This window comes from uncultured Porphyromonas sp. (genome assembly GCF_915070105.1).
In the GTDB taxonomy this organism is placed as follows: domain Bacteria; phylum Bacteroidota; class Bacteroidia; order Bacteroidales; family Porphyromonadaceae; genus Porphyromonas.
The window spans coordinates 1-16,338 of sequence record NZ_CAJZFJ010000051.1; the positions used below are offsets into that span (position 1 = coordinate 1).

At 55.2% G+C, this 16,338-nt stretch carries 10 protein-coding genes and 1 pseudogene; 3 read left to right on the plus strand and 8 right to left on the minus strand.

The genetic code is table 11. The features are described 5' to 3' along the window. The first annotated feature begins 303 nt into the window (after positions 1-303). The 3 genes from uvrA to QZ554_RS06100 all read left to right on the plus strand — a co-directional run bounded on the left by uvrA (position 304) and on the right by QZ554_RS06100 (position 4,968). Complete coding sequence (gene uvrA, locus QZ554_RS06090) at positions 304-3,198, plus strand: excinuclease ABC subunit UvrA (protein ID WP_297195034.1); 2,895 nt, start codon at positions 304-306, stop codon at positions 3,196-3,198. A 158-nt stretch (positions 3,199-3,356) separates the two neighbouring features. Then, positions 3,357-3,926 (plus strand): elongation factor P, encoded by a 570-nt coding sequence (efp, locus tag QZ554_RS06095; RefSeq protein ID WP_297195036.1) that lies wholly within the window; start codon positions 3,357-3,359, stop codon positions 3,924-3,926. A 151-nt stretch (positions 3,927-4,077) separates the two neighbouring features. Continuing rightward, positions 4,078-4,968: a GIY-YIG nuclease family protein gene (locus tag QZ554_RS06100; protein ID WP_297195038.1), complete on the plus strand. Its 891-nt coding sequence runs from the start codon at positions 4,078-4,080 to the stop codon at positions 4,966-4,968. Between the two features lie 35 nt (positions 4,969-5,003). Here the strand turns inward: QZ554_RS06100 and ubiE are convergent, their stop codons facing one another. From ubiE to QZ554_RS08295, 8 genes and pseudogenes are all read right to left on the minus strand, one after another. Beyond that, on the minus strand, positions 5,004-5,759 hold the full coding sequence (gene ubiE / locus QZ554_RS06105) for a bifunctional demethylmenaquinone methyltransferase/2-methoxy-6-polyprenyl-1,4-benzoquinol methylase UbiE (protein WP_297195040.1): 756 nt from the start codon (positions 5,757-5,759) through the stop codon (positions 5,004-5,006). A 10-nt stretch (positions 5,760-5,769) separates the two neighbouring features. Then, on the minus strand, positions 5,770-8,181 hold the full coding sequence (locus tag QZ554_RS06110; protein ID WP_297195042.1) for a trypsin-like peptidase domain-containing protein: 2,412 nt from the start codon (positions 8,179-8,181) through the stop codon (positions 5,770-5,772). Positions 8,182-8,220: 39 nt separating this feature from the next. Continuing rightward, entirely contained in the window at positions 8,221-9,351 is a 1,131-nt protein-coding gene (locus QZ554_RS06115; protein ID WP_297195044.1) for a 4-phosphoerythronate dehydrogenase, read from the minus strand. Between the two features lie 119 nt (positions 9,352-9,470). Further along, a complete protein-coding gene (locus QZ554_RS06120; RefSeq protein WP_297195046.1) occupies positions 9,471-9,761 on the minus strand; it encodes a DUF3467 domain-containing protein in 291 nt (96 codons plus the stop codon). Positions 9,762-9,866: 105 nt separating this feature from the next. Next, complete coding sequence (locus tag QZ554_RS06125; RefSeq protein WP_297195048.1) at positions 9,867-10,334, minus strand: hypothetical protein; 468 nt, start codon at positions 10,332-10,334, stop codon at positions 9,867-9,869. A gap of 360 nt (positions 10,335-10,694) precedes the next feature. Continuing rightward, on the minus strand, positions 10,695-11,279 hold the full coding sequence (locus QZ554_RS06130) for a hypothetical protein (protein ID WP_297195050.1): 585 nt from the start codon (positions 11,277-11,279) through the stop codon (positions 10,695-10,697). Positions 11,280-12,526: 1,247 nt separating this feature from the next. After that, positions 12,527-15,784: a S41 family peptidase gene (locus QZ554_RS06135; protein ID WP_297195052.1), complete on the minus strand. Its 3,258-nt coding sequence runs from the start codon at positions 15,782-15,784 to the stop codon at positions 12,527-12,529. Between the two features lie 456 nt (positions 15,785-16,240). Further along, a pseudogene (locus QZ554_RS08295) lies at positions 16,241-16,338 on the minus strand (biopolymer transporter ExbD); the annotation flags it as partial.

Below are 16,338 nucleotides of genomic sequence, written 5' to 3' on the forward strand. Positions count from 1 at the left end.
TGTATACAACAGTGTACACGTGGGTACACAACTGTATACACACGTGTACACAAAAGAGCATACGACGGGAGCACAAAAGGGGTGATAACAAGCAGGTGGAGACGAGGACGGAACGAAGGCGAGGGAGGTAGTGGGTGGAGGGCGGGAGCGAAAACGGAAGGAGAGGAGATCTGAACAAGGCTTTATTCGTATTTTTGTGTAATTATGTCGGGCTAAGACAGCCTTCCTTTGAGGAAAAGCAAGACTTTCAGAGCCCCACACTACCCATTTTAGCGTTCATAGATACTACGGCATAGTCCACAGATGGCAAAGAAGACAAAAGCAATTCCCCAAGAGCCTCAGCGAGAAGCCCAGCGTCAGGATCGACAAGATACCTCTCGTGGCATCCTACTCCACCGCGTACGGGTCAATAACCTCAAGAATATAGACCTCGAGATCCCCCGTGGCAAGCTCATCGTGGTGACAGGAGTCAGCGGATCGGGGAAGAGCTCTCTCGCCTTCGACACCCTCTACGCAGAGGGGCAGAGACGCTATGTGGAGAGCCTCTCCTCATACGCCCGACAGTTCGTGGGACGTATGGCCAAGCCCGAGGCAGACTGGATCAGAGGGCTCCCCCCAGCTATCGCCATCGAGCAACGTGTCGTCAGCCGTAACCCTCGCTCTACGGTGGCTACCTCGACCGAGATCTACGAATACCTTCGCCTGCTCTATGCCCGTGTGGGCAAGACCATATCCCCCATATCAGGTCAAGAGGTGCGCAAGCACACTGTGCGAGACGTGCTGGACTATGCGAAGAGTTTGCCCGTGGGCAGTCGCATTTACCTCATTGTCCCCCTCCACCTACCCAAGGGGCGCAGGTTAGCAGATCATCTAGAGATCCAGCTCCAGCAGGGCTATAGCCGACTCTGGACGAGCGAGGGGATCATCCCCATAGAAGATGCCCTGCTGTGGAAGGATGATCGGGCGGGCGAAGTATCCCTGCTCATTGACCGCCTAGCCATCAGCGAAGATCAGAGTGCCATCGACCGCTTAGGGGACTCGGTGGAGACCGCTTTCTTCGAGGGGCGAGGAGAGTGTCAGCTCGCCGTCGAGGAGCAGCGGGGAGACGGAAGAGCCCCCGCCTACCTAAAGACCTTTAGCAACGTCTTCGAGGCCGACGGCAGGGTCTTCCAGGAGCCAAGCCCCGAGATGTTTAGCTTCAACAACCCCATCGGAGCCTGCCCCGAGTGCGAGGGCTTCGGCAAGGTCGTCGGGGTAGACCCTCGGCTGGTGATCCCCGACCCTACCCGCTCGGTGTACGACGATGCCGTAGCGTGCTGGAGGGGCGTCGTCTCGTCAGAGTGGAAGCAATTCTTCATCCGCTATGCCGAGCGGGCAAAGTTCCCCATTCACCGCCCCTACGAGGAGCTCACGAAGGAGCAGAAAGCCCAGCTCTGGGACGGCATCCCGAGCAAGGAATATGGCCCGATCGGGATCACCCCTTACTTTGACTTCCTAAAAGGTAACCTCTATAAGATACAGAACCGTGTCCGCCTGGCACACTTCACAGGCAAGACCATCTGCCCTACCTGCCACGGCGGACGCCTCAAGCCCGATGCCCTATGTGTACAGGTCGGCGGGAAGAACATCGCCGAGATCGTGGCGATGACGCTGTGGGAGGCACAGAGCTTCTTCGACACGCTGGAGCTTAGCCCCGCAGAGGAATTGATCGCCAAGCGACTACTGCACGAGATACGCTCCCGCCTAGGCTTCCTCGTGGAGGTAGGGCTGGGCTACCTTACCCTAGACCGCCTCTCCAACAGCCTGTCGGGCGGAGAGAGTCAGCGGGTGACCCTGGCGACCCAGCTCGGGAGTAGTCTCGTCGGATCGCTGTACGTCCTCGATGAGCCTAGTATAGGCCTTCACCAGCGAGATACCGCTCGGCTGATCCAGGTCGTCAAGCGTCTACGAGACCTCGGCAATACCGTGGTGGTCGTAGAGCACGACGAGGAGATGATGCGTGCCGCCGACTACATCATCGACATTGGCCCAGATGCTGGACGCTATGGGGGAGAAGTGGTCTACGCAGGCGAAGCCTCAGAGATCACCAGCGACACCCCCGGCTATACCGCAGCCTATCTGACGGGACGGGAGCAGATAGCCCTACCCACCGTGCGCCGTCCGTGGAAGGACTACCTAGAGATCGAGGGGGCGACGATGCACAACCTCAAGGACATCACCGTCCGCTTCCCCCTACACACACTCACCGTCGTCAGCGGAGTAAGTGGCTCGGGCAAAAGCACCCTCATGCGTGAGCTCCTCTATGAAGCTGTCCGACGCACCCTAGGCAAGGAGCCGATGGACAACCTCGAGCTACGAGCCCTAAACGGAGACCTCGGGGAGATCAAGCAGATCGAGTACGTAGACCAGAACAACATCGGCCGTAGCTCCCGCTCCAACCCCGTGACCTATGTCGGTGCCTTCGACAGCATCCGAGACCTCTATGCAGGACTTCCCCTATCGAAGCAGATGGGCTACAAGCCCTATTACTTTAGCTTCAATAAGGAGGGCGGCCGCTGTGAGACCTGCCAAGGTGCAGGGGTACTCACGATCGAGATGCAGTTCATGGCCGACCTTACCCTACCCTGCGAAGCTTGCCACGGCACACGCTTCCGCAAGGAGCTCCTCGAGGTAGAGTATTGTGGCGTCAATATCTCCCAGCTACTCGACATGAGTGTGGATGAGGCTGTCGAATTCTTTGACCAGAACAGAGAGTCCTCAGCACTCTCGGCCAAGATCATTGACCAGCTCCGCCCCCTACAGCGTGTCGGCCTAGGCTACATCAAGCTCGGGCAGAACGGCTCCACCCTCTCAGGTGGAGAGAACCAGCGTGTCAAGCTCGCCTACTACCTCGGCAAGGGTAAGAAGCTCCCTACTCTCTTCATCTTCGACGAGCCCACGACAGGGCTACACTTCCACGACATCCGCACCCTCCTCAGTGCCCTACAGGCTCTCGTGGAGCAAGGGCACTCGGTCATCGTCGTCGAGCACAACCTAGAGGTGATCAAGTGTGCCGACTGGGTCATAGACCTAGGGCCCGAAGGGGGTGCCTCGGGTGGCTACATCGTCGCCGAGGGGACTCCCGAGCAAGTCGCCTCTACCCCCAGCTCCGTCACGGGACAATACCTTAGGGAGCTCCTACTACCCCAAAGCAAGTAGCTCCCCTTGCCAAGACAAGGAGAGCTACCATCAAGGGGACAGGGTAAGGCGAAGATGAGAGAGCTAGGGCGACAGCGTAATGCCCTAGCTATATGAAGGTTTGATGAATTTCCCTATTTTTGCAGACAAAACAAAGCAACATTCTATAAACAGACATTATGGCCACAACAGCAGATTTTCGTAATGGTATGTGCCTCGACATCGATGGGCAGTACTACTTCATCGTTGAGTTCCTTCACGTCAAGCCCGGTAAGGGCCCCGCTTTCGTCCGCTCTAAGCTCAAGAACGTCTCCACAGGACGTGTCATCGACAAGACGTGGAACAGCGGTGTGAAGGTCGAAGAAGTACGCATCGAGCGTCGCCCCTACCAGTTCCTCTACAAGGACGATATGGGTCTGAACTTCATGCACCCCGAGACCTTCGAGCAGATCTCCATTCCCGAGGCTGTGATCGATGGTGTACAGTTCCTCAAGGAGGGCGATACGGTCGAGGCTATGGTGCACGCCGCCTCCGAGACCGTCCTGACCTGCGAGCTACCCGCACACGTCAATCTCCGTGTGACCTACACTGAGCCCGGACTCAAGGGCGATACCGCCACCAACACCCTCAAGCCCGCTACCGTAGAGACTGGCGCAGAGGTACGTGTGCCCCTCTTCATCAGCGAGGGAGAGCTCATCACGATCGATACCCGTGACGGCTCCTACATCGGTCGCGTGAAGGAAGCATAAAGATACCCCCGCAGAAGTCAGGCGGGGGATCAAATAGAAGGAGGATAGAAGCCCTACTACGAGACACTGGTCGAGAGCTCTATCCTCCTTCTCTTATATCTATACAGTATATCCGCAAGGGACACATAGTGGAGAACAAAAATTCAGCAGCATGAGCAAGACCATCAACATAACCCTAGTAGATAACACACCACAGGGGGTGCAGGTCCTCACCATTGCCAACCGTATCTGCCAGGCATACGTCGTCCCACGTACGCAACTCTCTTGGCTCATAGCACAACAAGGCACATTGGCGGGAAAATCTGTGCTCTACATACTCCTCCAGTCACAACCTAAGGGGAGTACTCAAAAGCCTCAAGCATATATAGGGCAGACTGATGATATCGTGAAGCGAACCAAAGATCATGATGGAAAAAAGGCCTTCTGGGATCGGATCATCATCTTCTTTGCCAGCAATGATGAAATAACGAGCACCGAGGTCGAATACTTTGAGCATAAAGCCATCACAGAAGCTCTACGAATCGAGAACTATGATCTCAATGAGAACAAGCAGGTACCCAAAGGGAAAACGATCCCCATACATAGGAAGGCCCCTGCTGATGATTTCTTTGAGGATGTAAAGATGTTGCTCTCTATTATTGGTTGCGATATCCTTGATGCCAGCTCGAGCAAAATACATACATCATCGAGTGTGAGCCCGAGAAAGAGACGCACTTCATCTAGTGTAAACTCACCCACCTTCTACATCAAAGGGAAAGACGCAGATGCAGTGGGTAGATACTCCGATGGTAAGTTCACCGTACTCAAGGGGAGTGTATTTTCATGCACCGAAGCACCATCCTATACAGGCAAAGAGAAGAGGAAGCAATTCATCGGGGAGCACTGCACCATAGTCTCTGGCCTGCTTAGGCTCAAGGAGGATTATACCTTCAATTCACCTAGTACAGCGGCTGAATATGTCCTTGGCCGTCATGCCAATGGAAGGATCATGTGGAAGAACGAGAAGGGACAGCCGCTGGCGGATGTCTATCCTCGTAAATAATCCCCTAAGGCATCTAAGCCTCGAGGGCTCTACTCCTACGCTGAAGCGTCAGGGGTAGAGCCCTCGGCGTTGATACCGATATAGATCGTGCAGGAGCCTGGGAAGATACTTCGGTAGAAGGCCTCTCGGAAGCCTGCTTCCTTTAGGATCTCCACCATCTTCTCCCGCTGGGGCATCACGGCGATGGACTTCGGGAGGTAACGATAGGCATCTCGATCCTCCGACATGAAGCGCCCTATCAAGGGGATGATATGCCCCGCATAGAGTTTGTAGCCTAGATGAAGGATGGGGTTCTTAGGCTCTGATAACTCTATGATCACGAGCACCCCTGAGGGGCGAAGGATACGATGAAGCTCCCTCGCTGCCGCTGGGATGTCCGTGAAGTTCCTTATCCCAAAGCCTATAGTGGCTGCGTCAAAGCTTGCATCAGCAAAGGTCGTAGCCGTAGAGTCTTGACGCTCGAAGCTAATCTTGCGCTCCAGCGTCAAGGCTTGTACCTTCTCCTGACCGATACGCATCATCTCCTCCGATATATCGATCCCCGTGACATGTTTGACCGAGGGGATGGTATGGACGAGGTCTATAGCTAGGTCGCCCGTGCCAGTGGCCACATCGAGCACCTGCTGAGGCTGGTAGGGCTCGAGTAGGTGTAGAGCCCTCCGACGCCATGAGCGATCTAGGCCAAGAGAGATAATACGATTGAGCCGATCATACTGTGGAGCAATCCGATTGAACATCTTACGGATCTGATCCACCTTGGGCTCATCACTGTCCTTGTAGGGGGTGAGCATACTAGGAATATCAAGGAATTATAAAGGTGAAGGCAATCTTCTTAGCTGAAGCCTGGGGTGAGGAGGGACGAGCTGTGATCGACACTACATACTCACCGGGATGGAGACCTGTCAGTGGGAGAGAGATCTGACTGGAATCGAAGGTGCGTACAGCGTGCTGCACATGCTCCCCCAGCATCGTATAGATACGGATGTCTACCGATCGATACAGAGCACCATCCTCCTCTATATAGAGGTTACGATCATGATAGTAAGCATGAATACTAGCCTCAGGAGAGCTATCAAGACGACCTATACTCAGTGGGGTATCTGTCTCGACGAGGAGGTCTATCCAATAGACCTCGTTGCCCTCTGCAGGGCTACTAGACACCCAGCGCTGGCCACTCTGGCGATGCCAAGCAGACCAAGTAGGCGCTTCTAGGTAAGTTCCTCGGTACATGAGTAGAGGGAGCTTCATAGCCCCACCATTGGCATTACGACAGGAGAGGATATACCGCCCTCGGGAAAGTGTAAGAGGGGTATCTTGGGGCGCAGGGAAGAACACCTCGATCGAGTCTTCGCGTAGGGTACGGGAGCGATCGACAAAGCGCTTCTGTGTCTCATCATACGCATTGAACTGTCCTAGTCGAGTAGAGGAAAAGTCTAGGATAGGCGTTGCGGGCTCGCCATCCCCAACGAACTGAGATAGGCTGACACGGAGCTGAGGGAGCTGGCTGGTAGCAAGGGTACGATTGGACTTAAAGACGACAAAGGCACCGAGGACACGCACCCGTGCATCACTCTCTAGCCAAAAAGCATTCCCAAGCTCATGGACATCATTCTTAGGCTCATAGACATGGGTAGGTTTGTTCCCCAGCTGACTAAGTACGTTGGGGTCGGGATAGAGCTTGCTGAGACGCTGTACCATACGTGGAGCGAGGGGATCATAGCCATCACATGTCTTCCGATTAGCGTCAGCAGGAGAGAGCCAAGGCTGGAGGGCGACAATATTGCCCTGTGAAGGGTCACTCTTATGCCACGTCTCCTTCAGTGCCCAATAGGCATCTCCTCCCATGAGGTCACAGTCCGAGATCCCCCCGGTAAGGGCACCGATCACTCGTCCCTCTCTGTCGAAGAGAGGAGACCCCGAGGAGCCCGCCGCCGTACAGCCGATAGCCCAGCGGCGTATCATCCAGTGCTTATGCACCCATGAGAATATAGAGAGATCGTAGTCCTCGATGAAGAGTTCCTCATCGTTTACCTCGGAGTATCGTTTGGTTGAGCCAAGGGGATGGTGGATACCATAGAAGGTCGCCTTCGGGCGTTCCTCTATGTTCCATCCTGCGAAGTAGGGCTGATATTCACTGGGGATCTTCCCCGAGCTGGGGAGTCCTGTGATCTTAAGGAGTGCCATATCAGCTGTCTCGTTGTAGGCTATGAGGGTCGCTCCACTGAGGCTCTGCTCCTCCGTAGCACGTATATTGCCCTTCTTGGTAGGGCTCTGGAAGTTAAAGAAGACGACTGTCGTCTTCACCTCCCCCCGTACACGTTCGAGGTCTCCTGCTAGTTCAAATAGGCGATTGACGCAGTGTGCAGAAGTCAAGACATACGGTGTACCATCGGAGCGAGGGGTATTGATGAGCACCCCCGAGCTAATGGACTTCCCTCCGACCATGAGTTGCACGACACTGCGGGTCTGTTGCCAGTGATCGGGGTGAGCGAGGACATTGGGGATGCAGGCGATCTCCTGCAGTCCCTTGCGTCCATTGATATTGTAGTCATAGAAAGGCTCTCCAGGCTGGGCAAAGTCCGCCCGCCAATCTCTAAAGCCATGGAACAGGCTAGCAATGCGGAAGGGCAACTCCCCCCGCTGAGGTGTATAGCCCGCAGGGAAGTCGTACTCAATCCGCACATATTCCCCCGAGAGGGGACGTAGCTGCAGAAGGCTATCGGGAGAGTTATTTTGGCTCGTTAGTGCCCCTATCTGCTCTCCATTAGCACCGTAGACGAAAAGGCGAGCCCCCTCGGGCAAAGCATACCGACTGAGGCGAAGGCTCACACTACGGGCACGGCTGGCGACAAGCTCTGCACGCCAGACATAGTTCCCAGCTCCATCGGTGAGGTACTCCCCGATGCTGTCCGCCCCAAGATCGAGGGGACGCTCTACGGCGAACTGATAGGCACGCAGTCCCTGCCCCCGGGATGCAGCCTCACGAGGGAGGTCACCAGCCTTTAGCTCCGGTAGGCGAAGGAGCTTCGTAGTCACAACGGACGAGCGAGCCTCACCTGCAAAGGCAGGACGGAGCACTCCCTCCTCGGACCGAGCAGGTAGGGTGAGCGTGTACTGAGCCCTCACCTCTGCCCCCATACCGAAGAGCAGTAGAAGCAGGACTAGGGAGCGTACTATACGGAGTCCGCCACTAGGGCGGTCTATCTTATCCATTCTAATCATCTTAAAGCGCAAAGATACACCATTCTCTCGCTAAGCCCCCCTAAAGCCTAGCAGGTGAAGCACCTCCCTATCCCCCACCTCAGGATCGAGGAGCGTGAAGGCCGAGGCCTCTCGTGGATAGACATAACCTCGACGTAGCTGCTCAAACTCATCGGGATGCGCTCGAAGCAGCACTGTCGTCGCCCGTGGGTCGCAGGTATGGAGCTGAGCACGACGCACCCGTTCCACCTCGGGATAATCCCTCAGCCTGATCCTCGGGGACTCGGGCTGGGGAAGTAGACTATCATCCCATAGCCACTCTGGACGCTCCAGCCCTAAAGCCTCACAGATAGCTTCCAGCGCCATACGTGATCCCCGCCACTTACCATCAGCAGTCCAGCCTGCAACATGGGGGGTAGCGATGTAGGCACGGCGAGCAAGCTCAGAGCTGACATGCGGCTCTCCCTCCCAGCAGTCGATGATGACCTCTCGGATCCAACCCTCGTCTAGTGCACGGAGCAAGGGGGTACTCGGAGCAACACCTCCACGACAGGCATTGATGAGCAGGGGACGTCGCTGACAGGCACGTAGGAAGGACTCATCCACCATCCCAGCCGTGGGATACTTCCCCTCTCTCGTTAGAGGGACATGCAGGGTGAGGATGTCACTCTCTCGGAGCACCTCCTCCAGACTAGAAAAGCCCTCAGTACCCTCCCGATCGGCTCGTGGTGGATCATAGAGCAGAGGACGAAGGCCTAACGCTCCTATACGCTTGAGGAGTCCACCCCCGACATGCCCGACACCGATGATCCCTATGGTCTTGCCCCTAAGGTCAATCCCTCGATCCAGCGACCATGCCGAGAGCGAGGAGAGCACATACTGCACCACACCCCCAGCGTTGCACCCAGGGGCATTACGCCAAGTGATACCATGCTCTGCACAGTAGCTCGTGTCGATATGGTCATAGCCTGCGGTGGCCGTGGCGATCATACGCACGCTACTACCCGAGAGCAGGGTCTCATCACAGTGGACGACACTACGGATGAGGAGCGCATCTGCACCACGTATGGTCTCGGGGCTGAAGGCACGACTCTCTAGGTAGGTGACCTCAGCGACCTGCTCTATGAGTCCCTTGAGGTAAGGTAGGGAGCTGTCGAGTACTATTCGAGGCTTTTTCATCATCTATATAGACTAAGGACGGCTACACCATCGTCACCCCAGGGCTGGGTGTGGCGATGGGGTAGCCGTATCTGTACTGGTGTACCCAGCCGAGACGGGGGCTTGGGATGACCGTGTGTGGACTAGTTGCTCTGTGCGGGGGCTTGATCCTCGGGCAACACGATAGGCCCATACTCCTGCTCGAAGCCCTGTATGTGCTGCTCCAGCATGCGGGATAGACGCTTGATATTGTCGGGAGTGAGGACCTGACGACTGTGTACACTCGCCTGCTGCGGTCCAGGCAGTAGGCTAATGAAGTCTAGGACGAACTCACTCTGCGAGTGTGCGACTAGTACGAGGTTGCTATACTGACCCTTCCTGATCTCCTCGGGGAGATCAATGCTGAACTGTGGGGCTTCCTGTGGCTGTTCCATCTAATTCTATTTCCTTGTGTTAGGAGTGAATAAACCTATATGCGTAGGGCTCACCGTGAGTCCCTCGCTTGACCAAAGGTACATATTTCTCTCCTAAACTCCTATCTAGGGGTGTACGGGTGGGGCTGCAGCATCGGAGATGACCGCAGCAGCACCCTCTAAGACCTGAGGCTTGCGTACGTCGTCCTTACTCTTGAGGGGGGCAAGGATATTGGCAAGTACCTTATTCTCCTTGAGGTCTATAAACTGGGATATAGCTGTACCATCAGCCTCCTGCCACGAGACGAAGAAGCGACCATCGCCGAGCTCTCCATAGGAGGGAGCTTCACATCCTTCGCCCGTTAAGACTTTCTCGGGGGTGAACGTCTTCCAGTAGAGCGAGTCTGACTGGTAGCGCACCTCGGCCTTCATCGTCCCATAGTCGATGAAGAGGGTCTTGCCGAAGAGCTCAATGAGCACTTCTTCTACAGGGGCGGCGGGGGTGCTGGCGGTATTCTCTCCGCTATGGCTCGTACAGCGAGCTAGTAGGAATACACCTACAGCAAGGGCTATCAGCCCTAAGAGCTTTTTCATAACTATCTGCCTTATATATTTACCAATTCGCAATCCTTGTGAGGGAGAGAGATATAGCTCTCCTTCACTTCGCATCTGCAAAGGTACAATAAAGTGCAGTTAGATGCCCCCAGCTCTGACGGGAACAAGAGCCCCTACCCGTACATCCGGCGGGATATACGGGGAAGGAGCTGAGAATAAAGAGTGATCGGTATGCTCAGACTTCCACTAAATAGGACTATTCATCACCGCACTGGATGGAAATGTAATGCTCAACTAGCGATGACGCCTATGTACCAGAAGTGGAGGACTGAGATGAAATACCGAGTATGGGGTGCACGCTGAGCCGAGTGCCGAGCGAGTGAAGCTGAGTAAGTGCGCTTAGACGCGACGCTGGGTGGGACGATTGGGTTGCTTGACTTGGACACTGTCCCCGATGGACTCCTCAAGGGGAGGTGCTTGGACCTGTTGCCTTAGGCGAGGCTCCCCGGGATGAGGTGGCTCCTCAGCTGCCACGGCTGCTGCTCCTATCAGAACGAGGGGCATACGAGCCGAGTCCACAGCGAGCATGGAGTCAACGACACTGATACTAGCAAGCACCTTGTGCTCCCGAAGATCGACAATCTGGGTAACAGTCGTCCCGTCAGCTTGCTGCCAAGTGACGAAGAACCGCCCATCACCAAAAGTCTCGTACGAAGGGACTTCACGCCCCCAGCTAGCAGTCTGCCCCTCGGAATTGAGTTTACGCCAATAGAGCGAGTCCGTCTGATAACGTACTTCACTGAGCATAGTACCATAGTCTATGACCAATGTCTTGCCGATGAGGACGGCAGGTGGCTCCTTAACCTTGGTGGCAACTGTTGCTTGGGGCGAGGAGGTTGCCTGCTCCTGCCCTTCACCTGTTTGCTGACAACTAACGAAGAGTAGAACGAGGAGCGCGTGTGTGAGGATAATGACCTTATTCATTGATGTGTGTCCTCTTGTAATTGATATATAACGATACCGCAAAGGTAGCAAATAAACTCACTCCATCCTCTCCCCCAAGGTCTCTCCGTCCCCAGCCCTTTGCCCCAAAGGATACAAGCACACACCGCCAGCCCAATTCCCCACTCCCCTACCTCACCGCCTCTTACCGCCCCACCAGCTCCAGCAAGGAGCGGTAACAGACAATATTCCCCAAAGACAACATACATTCCCCCCTACGGATACCGCCAGCCCCCTTGCTCCAAAGGATACACACCGCCAACCCAATACCCCACTCCCCTACCTCACCGCCTCTTATCTCCCCACCAGCTCCAGCAAGGAGCGGCAACAGACAACGAGAGCACCCAAAGGATAACCTCCTCACAGGAAGGCTAATACCTCGACAAAGCATACCCTCTAGGCCTCTCCATATCGGACATATCGAAAGGGGGCTAGCGAACATGCCGAGAAGGGCAAATAGGACTCGGTATGTTCGTCCCCATCACCTTACATAGGTGATGGAGGCGAACATTACGTGTCCCCTCCTGAGCACTCAGTATCCCTCATATAGGGCTCTGGAGTACGCACTGCGCTCATCGTAGCGGACTGCACCACGAGGATGAGTCAGGGCACTGTGGGAGGAGGCTCAAAGAGCGAAAGAGGCGAAAGGGGAACTGCTTCAGAGCCGACGCAGGAGCTCCTTGGGGAGCTCCCTCGCTTGGGCTCTTTTGCGACTATCATCCATGTCCGGGGGCTTAGCCGTACCTCTCGAGCGGGAGGCGTTAGCTATGGGGAATAGGCACACGAGAGAGCCCCACGGAGCTTATACTTAGAGCGAGGTAGTGTACACGCGTGTACACTATAGTATACCCACGTGTACACTTTTGTATACACGTGGGTATACTACTCCGCTCTAAGTATCACCCCAGTAAGGCTCCCTTCTTGGGGAGGGGGCTTGGAATATGAGGGAGAGCGAGGAGGGCAAATTGAAGGGAGGGGGAGACTGAGGGAGACTGAGAAAGACTAAGGGTGACTGGGACTAGATAAGAGTATGTGGAGAATGGACAGGAAGTGGAGGAGATGCAGACGGAGGGGAAGGGCGAGAACGGGCGGGACAAAAAAGAGCTTCCCCCTAGGCTCCTTGTGGAGGGCCTAAGGGGGAAGCACACTTGCCCCACTATAGCTACGAGGGGCAGAGAGAAAGCCGTTACCCTCAGCTCGGGACTTTGCCTAAGCCGAGGGCAAGGGGATTATTTCTTCTGAGGAATGGTCTTGAGCATCTCATCGACGGCTCTGATGAGCTGTGCATCATGACCACGAAGATATTCTTCGGGGCTGGAGTAGACCTCGATGTCAGGCTGTAGAGTAGCATTCTCTAGGGGCTTGCCGTCTAGGTCAGAGCAGGTCACCTGTGGAATACCAAAGACAATGTAGGGATTGATCTGTGTCTCCCACCAAACAGCCGTCATCGTACCTGCCACAGGCGAGCCAATGACCTTACCGAGACCAAGAGTCTTGTAGACCCAGGGGAAGCCGTGCCCGTTGCTGTAGTTCCCTTCGCTGACGAGGACACAGCTGGGCTTATTCCACTGCATGAAGGGGTCATCACCGATGTACTGTCCACGAGGAGTGAAGGAGATGTACTTCTTCCCACTGAGTAGGTGAGCTAGGTCTTCGTGGAGCCAGCCACCGCCGTTGTAACGGGTATCGACAATTACAGCATCGGTATTGCGGTACTTACCTAGTAGATCCTGGAAGGCGGTGCGGAAGCTAGGGCTATCCATCGAACGTACATACACGTAGCCGACACGTCCACCACTGCGCTCACGTACGAGATCCTCGCAGTGGCGGAGCCAACGGCGATAGAGGAGCTCCTCCTGCCTGCCCTGAGAGCAGGGCTTGACGATCTGGTCAAATCGCTTACCCGTCTTGGGGTCAAGGACGGTGAGGTTCACACGCTGGGAGACCTTGCCATTGAGGTAGAACTCAATGGGCTGATCGGCCTTGATAAGCTCGCCATCGATGCGCTCGATGATCATTCCCTTCTCAACCTTGGAGCCACCAAAGCTAAGCGGGCCTCCTTGTAGGAGCTCGACGATACGTAGGCCATCGCCCTTGTAGCTATTGTCGTAGAAGGCACCCAGTGCACCGGTAGCCACAGGACTCTTCTTGGGGAAGCTACGACCACCCGTATGGGAGGCATTCAGCTCACCGAGGAGCTCGCTGAGGAGCTCTGCGAAGTCCTCATCATTATTGATATAGGGGAGGAAGCGGCGGTAGGTCGTGCGGTAGTAATCCCAGTCCACACCATGGAGCTTCTCATCATAGAACTTATCCTTGACCTGCTGCCAAGCGTGGTCGAAGATATAGGCACGCTCCTCCGCTGGGCGGTGGTCGAACTCAGCAGAGTAGTTGATAGACTTCACCGTCCCATTAGCATCTACCTTGGAGAGGCCACCGTAGGACGTACCGACATAGATCGTCTTGCCGTCCTTAGCTAGGCGTAGCTCTCCGTAGCCGATCTTGGGGGAAAGGATCTTAGTGGTCTTGGAGACGAGGTCCAGCTCCCAGAGGTCTGTACTCTCACCATAGCGCATGATGTAGTAGAGCTTGGTGCCATCAGCGTTGATGAGGGCATCGGATACGCTACCCGAAGCAGATGTGAGACGAATGACACGATCCTCGCGGTCGGTGAAGTCTGGAGTGAAGGGCTTGGTGTCCTTCTTCTCTTCATCCTTCTTGTCCTTCTTACCCTTCTTGCTATCCTTCTTGTCGGTGGAGGCGGTGTCCTTCTTACCTAGATCCTTGAGCTCCTTCTGTAGCTCACGCTCTTCCTTGCTAAGCTTGAAGTCCTCAAAGGCTTCCCTATCGAGGAACATAAGGTAGAGATCCTTCTGTGCCCCCCAGCTCCCGTGGCTACGATAGCCTGCTCGGTCGGAGCGGAAGAGAATAGCCTTACCGCCGAGGACAAACTTACCCTGCGTGTCGTTATAACCACTCTCGGTGAGGTTGATGACTTCACCCGAACCATCAGCCTTGACTAGGGCGCAGTCGGTGTGCATCCAGCCTCCGATACCGATGTAGTTCGTGAGGATCCACTTCCCATCGGGGCTCCACTGGTAGTGCTGGTCACCATCGGAATAGGAGTAGTTGAACTTCTTGTCCAGCACCTTCGTCTCCTTACCCGAAGCGAGGTCGTAGACATATATAGCGGTGCGGTCTCTGAGGAAGGCCACACGCTTGCCATCGGGAGAGAAGAGCGGCTGGAAGCTAGCCTCCTTGCCCTTGGTCAGCTGCTTCTCCTTCAGCTCACGTGCATAGACGAAATGAGGATCATCCTTACGCACAAGCTCGGTCATATAGATCTGCCATGTGCCATCACGCTCGGCAGCATAGACGATCTTCTTACCATCAGAGCTGATGTCGACGTCACGCTCCTGCTGGGGGGTGTCGGTAATCCGCTTGGTGGTCTTGTACTCGGTATGGGTGACATAGACATCGCCACGGGCGACGAAGGCGATCTCCTTGTCGCTGGGAGCAACGGCAAAGGAAGAGATGTCGCTCGTGAGCCACTGCTTCTTGACACTGGCCTCCTCTTGATCACGGACGAGGGTGATGGCGACCTTCTGAGGCTTGCCCCCAGGGGTGAGGGTGTAGATCTCTCCATCGTATCCGAAGCAGAGGATGCCATTCTCGGCACGAGAGAGGAAGCGAACAGGATTCTTGGAGAAGGTCGTGATGCGCTCATCGCTGGCGGAGGGAGAGACGCTAGCACGATGGTAGACATTGTAGGAGCCATCACACTCGCTGAGGTAGTAGAAGCCCCCCTTATCGTCCCAAACGGCATTGCGATCTTCGCCACCGAAGGTAGTGAGCTTCGTGTACTTGCCCTCCTTGCTTAGATGCCAGATATCTTTTGCTACTGGAGAGATAGCGTGCTTGCGCCAGATGTCTTCGTAGCCCTTGATATCCGTGTAGAGGATCTCACCATTGCGAAGGGAGGGAGTAGCCATCGGCGTAGAGTTGTAGAGCCGGGGGCGAGCGACGTCCTTTGTGAGGTCAAGTGAGTAGGTCTGGACAAACCAACTCCAGGGGTACATACCGAAGCTAGCATCGGGCATGATGGCAGCCTGGAAGAGGAGCGTGTTGTTGTCAAGGAAGGCTACAGGGACCTCCTTGGCACTGTTGTAGGTCAATCGTCTCATGCCTGAGCCATCAGTCGAGACAATGTAGACATCCTTTCCACCCTCTCTATCGGAGGAGAAGGCCAGCCGTTTACTGTCAGGGCTCCAAATGGGAGTACCATCATAGGCCGCATTCGAAGTGATGCGCTGAGCACTCCCCCCAGCAGTGGGGACAGTGTAGATATCACCCTGGAAACAGAAGGCGATACTCCGACCATCTGGGCTAATCTGCTGATGCCTTAGCCAGAGAGGTGCCGAAGTCTCTGCCCCTACAGTCGTCCCTGCCAAGAGCGAGACGAGAGCGAGCGTGAACACATGTTTCATAGTCTATATGTATGTGAATAGTGAGCGTATGAGCAAAGTTACATATTTATCGGGCACTTAACAAGGTGAGCTAGGGGTAGAGCGGGCTAGGAAGTGGAATAGGTGCGATAGATGGAATAAGTCTAATAAATCTAATAGGTCTAATAGGAGGTATGAGTGAAGAGGCTAACGAGATGGAGAGAAATGGAGAGAGATGGAGAGAGATGAAGAGGGGTGAGGCGATAGAAGTGAGTCTGGAGCTGATGGTAGAGTAGGTGGATGGGAGACAAACTCTGAGAGGCTGAGAGCGAAAAGCATCCTCTAAGACAAGGCCAGAGACCAGCGAGGAAGGGGAGCGGAGGAAACAGAGGCAGGAGGGTGGAGACGGGAGATTAGCAGGGGCATAAATGCAGCTAGCCCTCGGCAGTTGGACTGCCGAGGGCTAGCTTAGAGTTATTTCCTAGGGAGAGGAGTGTGTTACTTCTTACCCCGACGTGCCGAGTAGCTTAGGTTAAGAGCGTTGGCACGACGTAGCTCTTCCTTGATCTGAGAGATGATGTTCATCTTCGTTTCCT

Excerpts from the sequence above, each read along its gene's own strand:
- QZ554_RS06130 (WP_297195050.1), bottom strand. The coding sequence starts at position 11,279 with ATGAATAAGGTCATTATCCTCACACACGCGCTCCTCGTTCTACTCTTC.
- QZ554_RS06115 (WP_297195044.1), bottom strand. The coding sequence starts at position 9,351 with ATGATGAAAAAGCCTCGAATAGTACTCGACAGCTCCCTACCTTACCTC.
- efp (WP_297195036.1), top strand. The coding sequence starts at position 3,357 with ATGGCCACAACAGCAGATTTTCGTAATGGTATGTGCCTCGACATCGAT.
- ubiE (WP_297195040.1), bottom strand. The coding sequence starts at position 5,759 with ATGCTCACCCCCTACAAGGACAGTGATGAGCCCAAGGTGGATCAGATC.
- QZ554_RS06100 (WP_297195038.1), top strand. The coding sequence starts at position 4,078 with ATGAGCAAGACCATCAACATAACCCTAGTAGATAACACACCACAGGGG.
- QZ554_RS06125 (WP_297195048.1), bottom strand. The coding sequence starts at position 10,334 with ATGAAAAAGCTCTTAGGGCTGATAGCCCTTGCTGTAGGTGTATTCCTA.
- QZ554_RS06110 (WP_297195042.1), bottom strand. The coding sequence starts at position 8,181 with ATGGATAAGATAGACCGCCCTAGTGGCGGACTCCGTATAGTACGCTCC.
- QZ554_RS06135 (WP_297195052.1), bottom strand. The coding sequence starts at position 15,784 with ATGAAACATGTGTTCACGCTCGCTCTCGTCTCGCTCTTGGCAGGGACG.
- uvrA (WP_297195034.1), top strand. The coding sequence starts at position 304 with ATGGCAAAGAAGACAAAAGCAATTCCCCAAGAGCCTCAGCGAGAAGCC.
- QZ554_RS06120 (WP_297195046.1), bottom strand. The coding sequence starts at position 9,761 with ATGGAACAGCCACAGGAAGCCCCACAGTTCAGCATTGATCTCCCCGAG.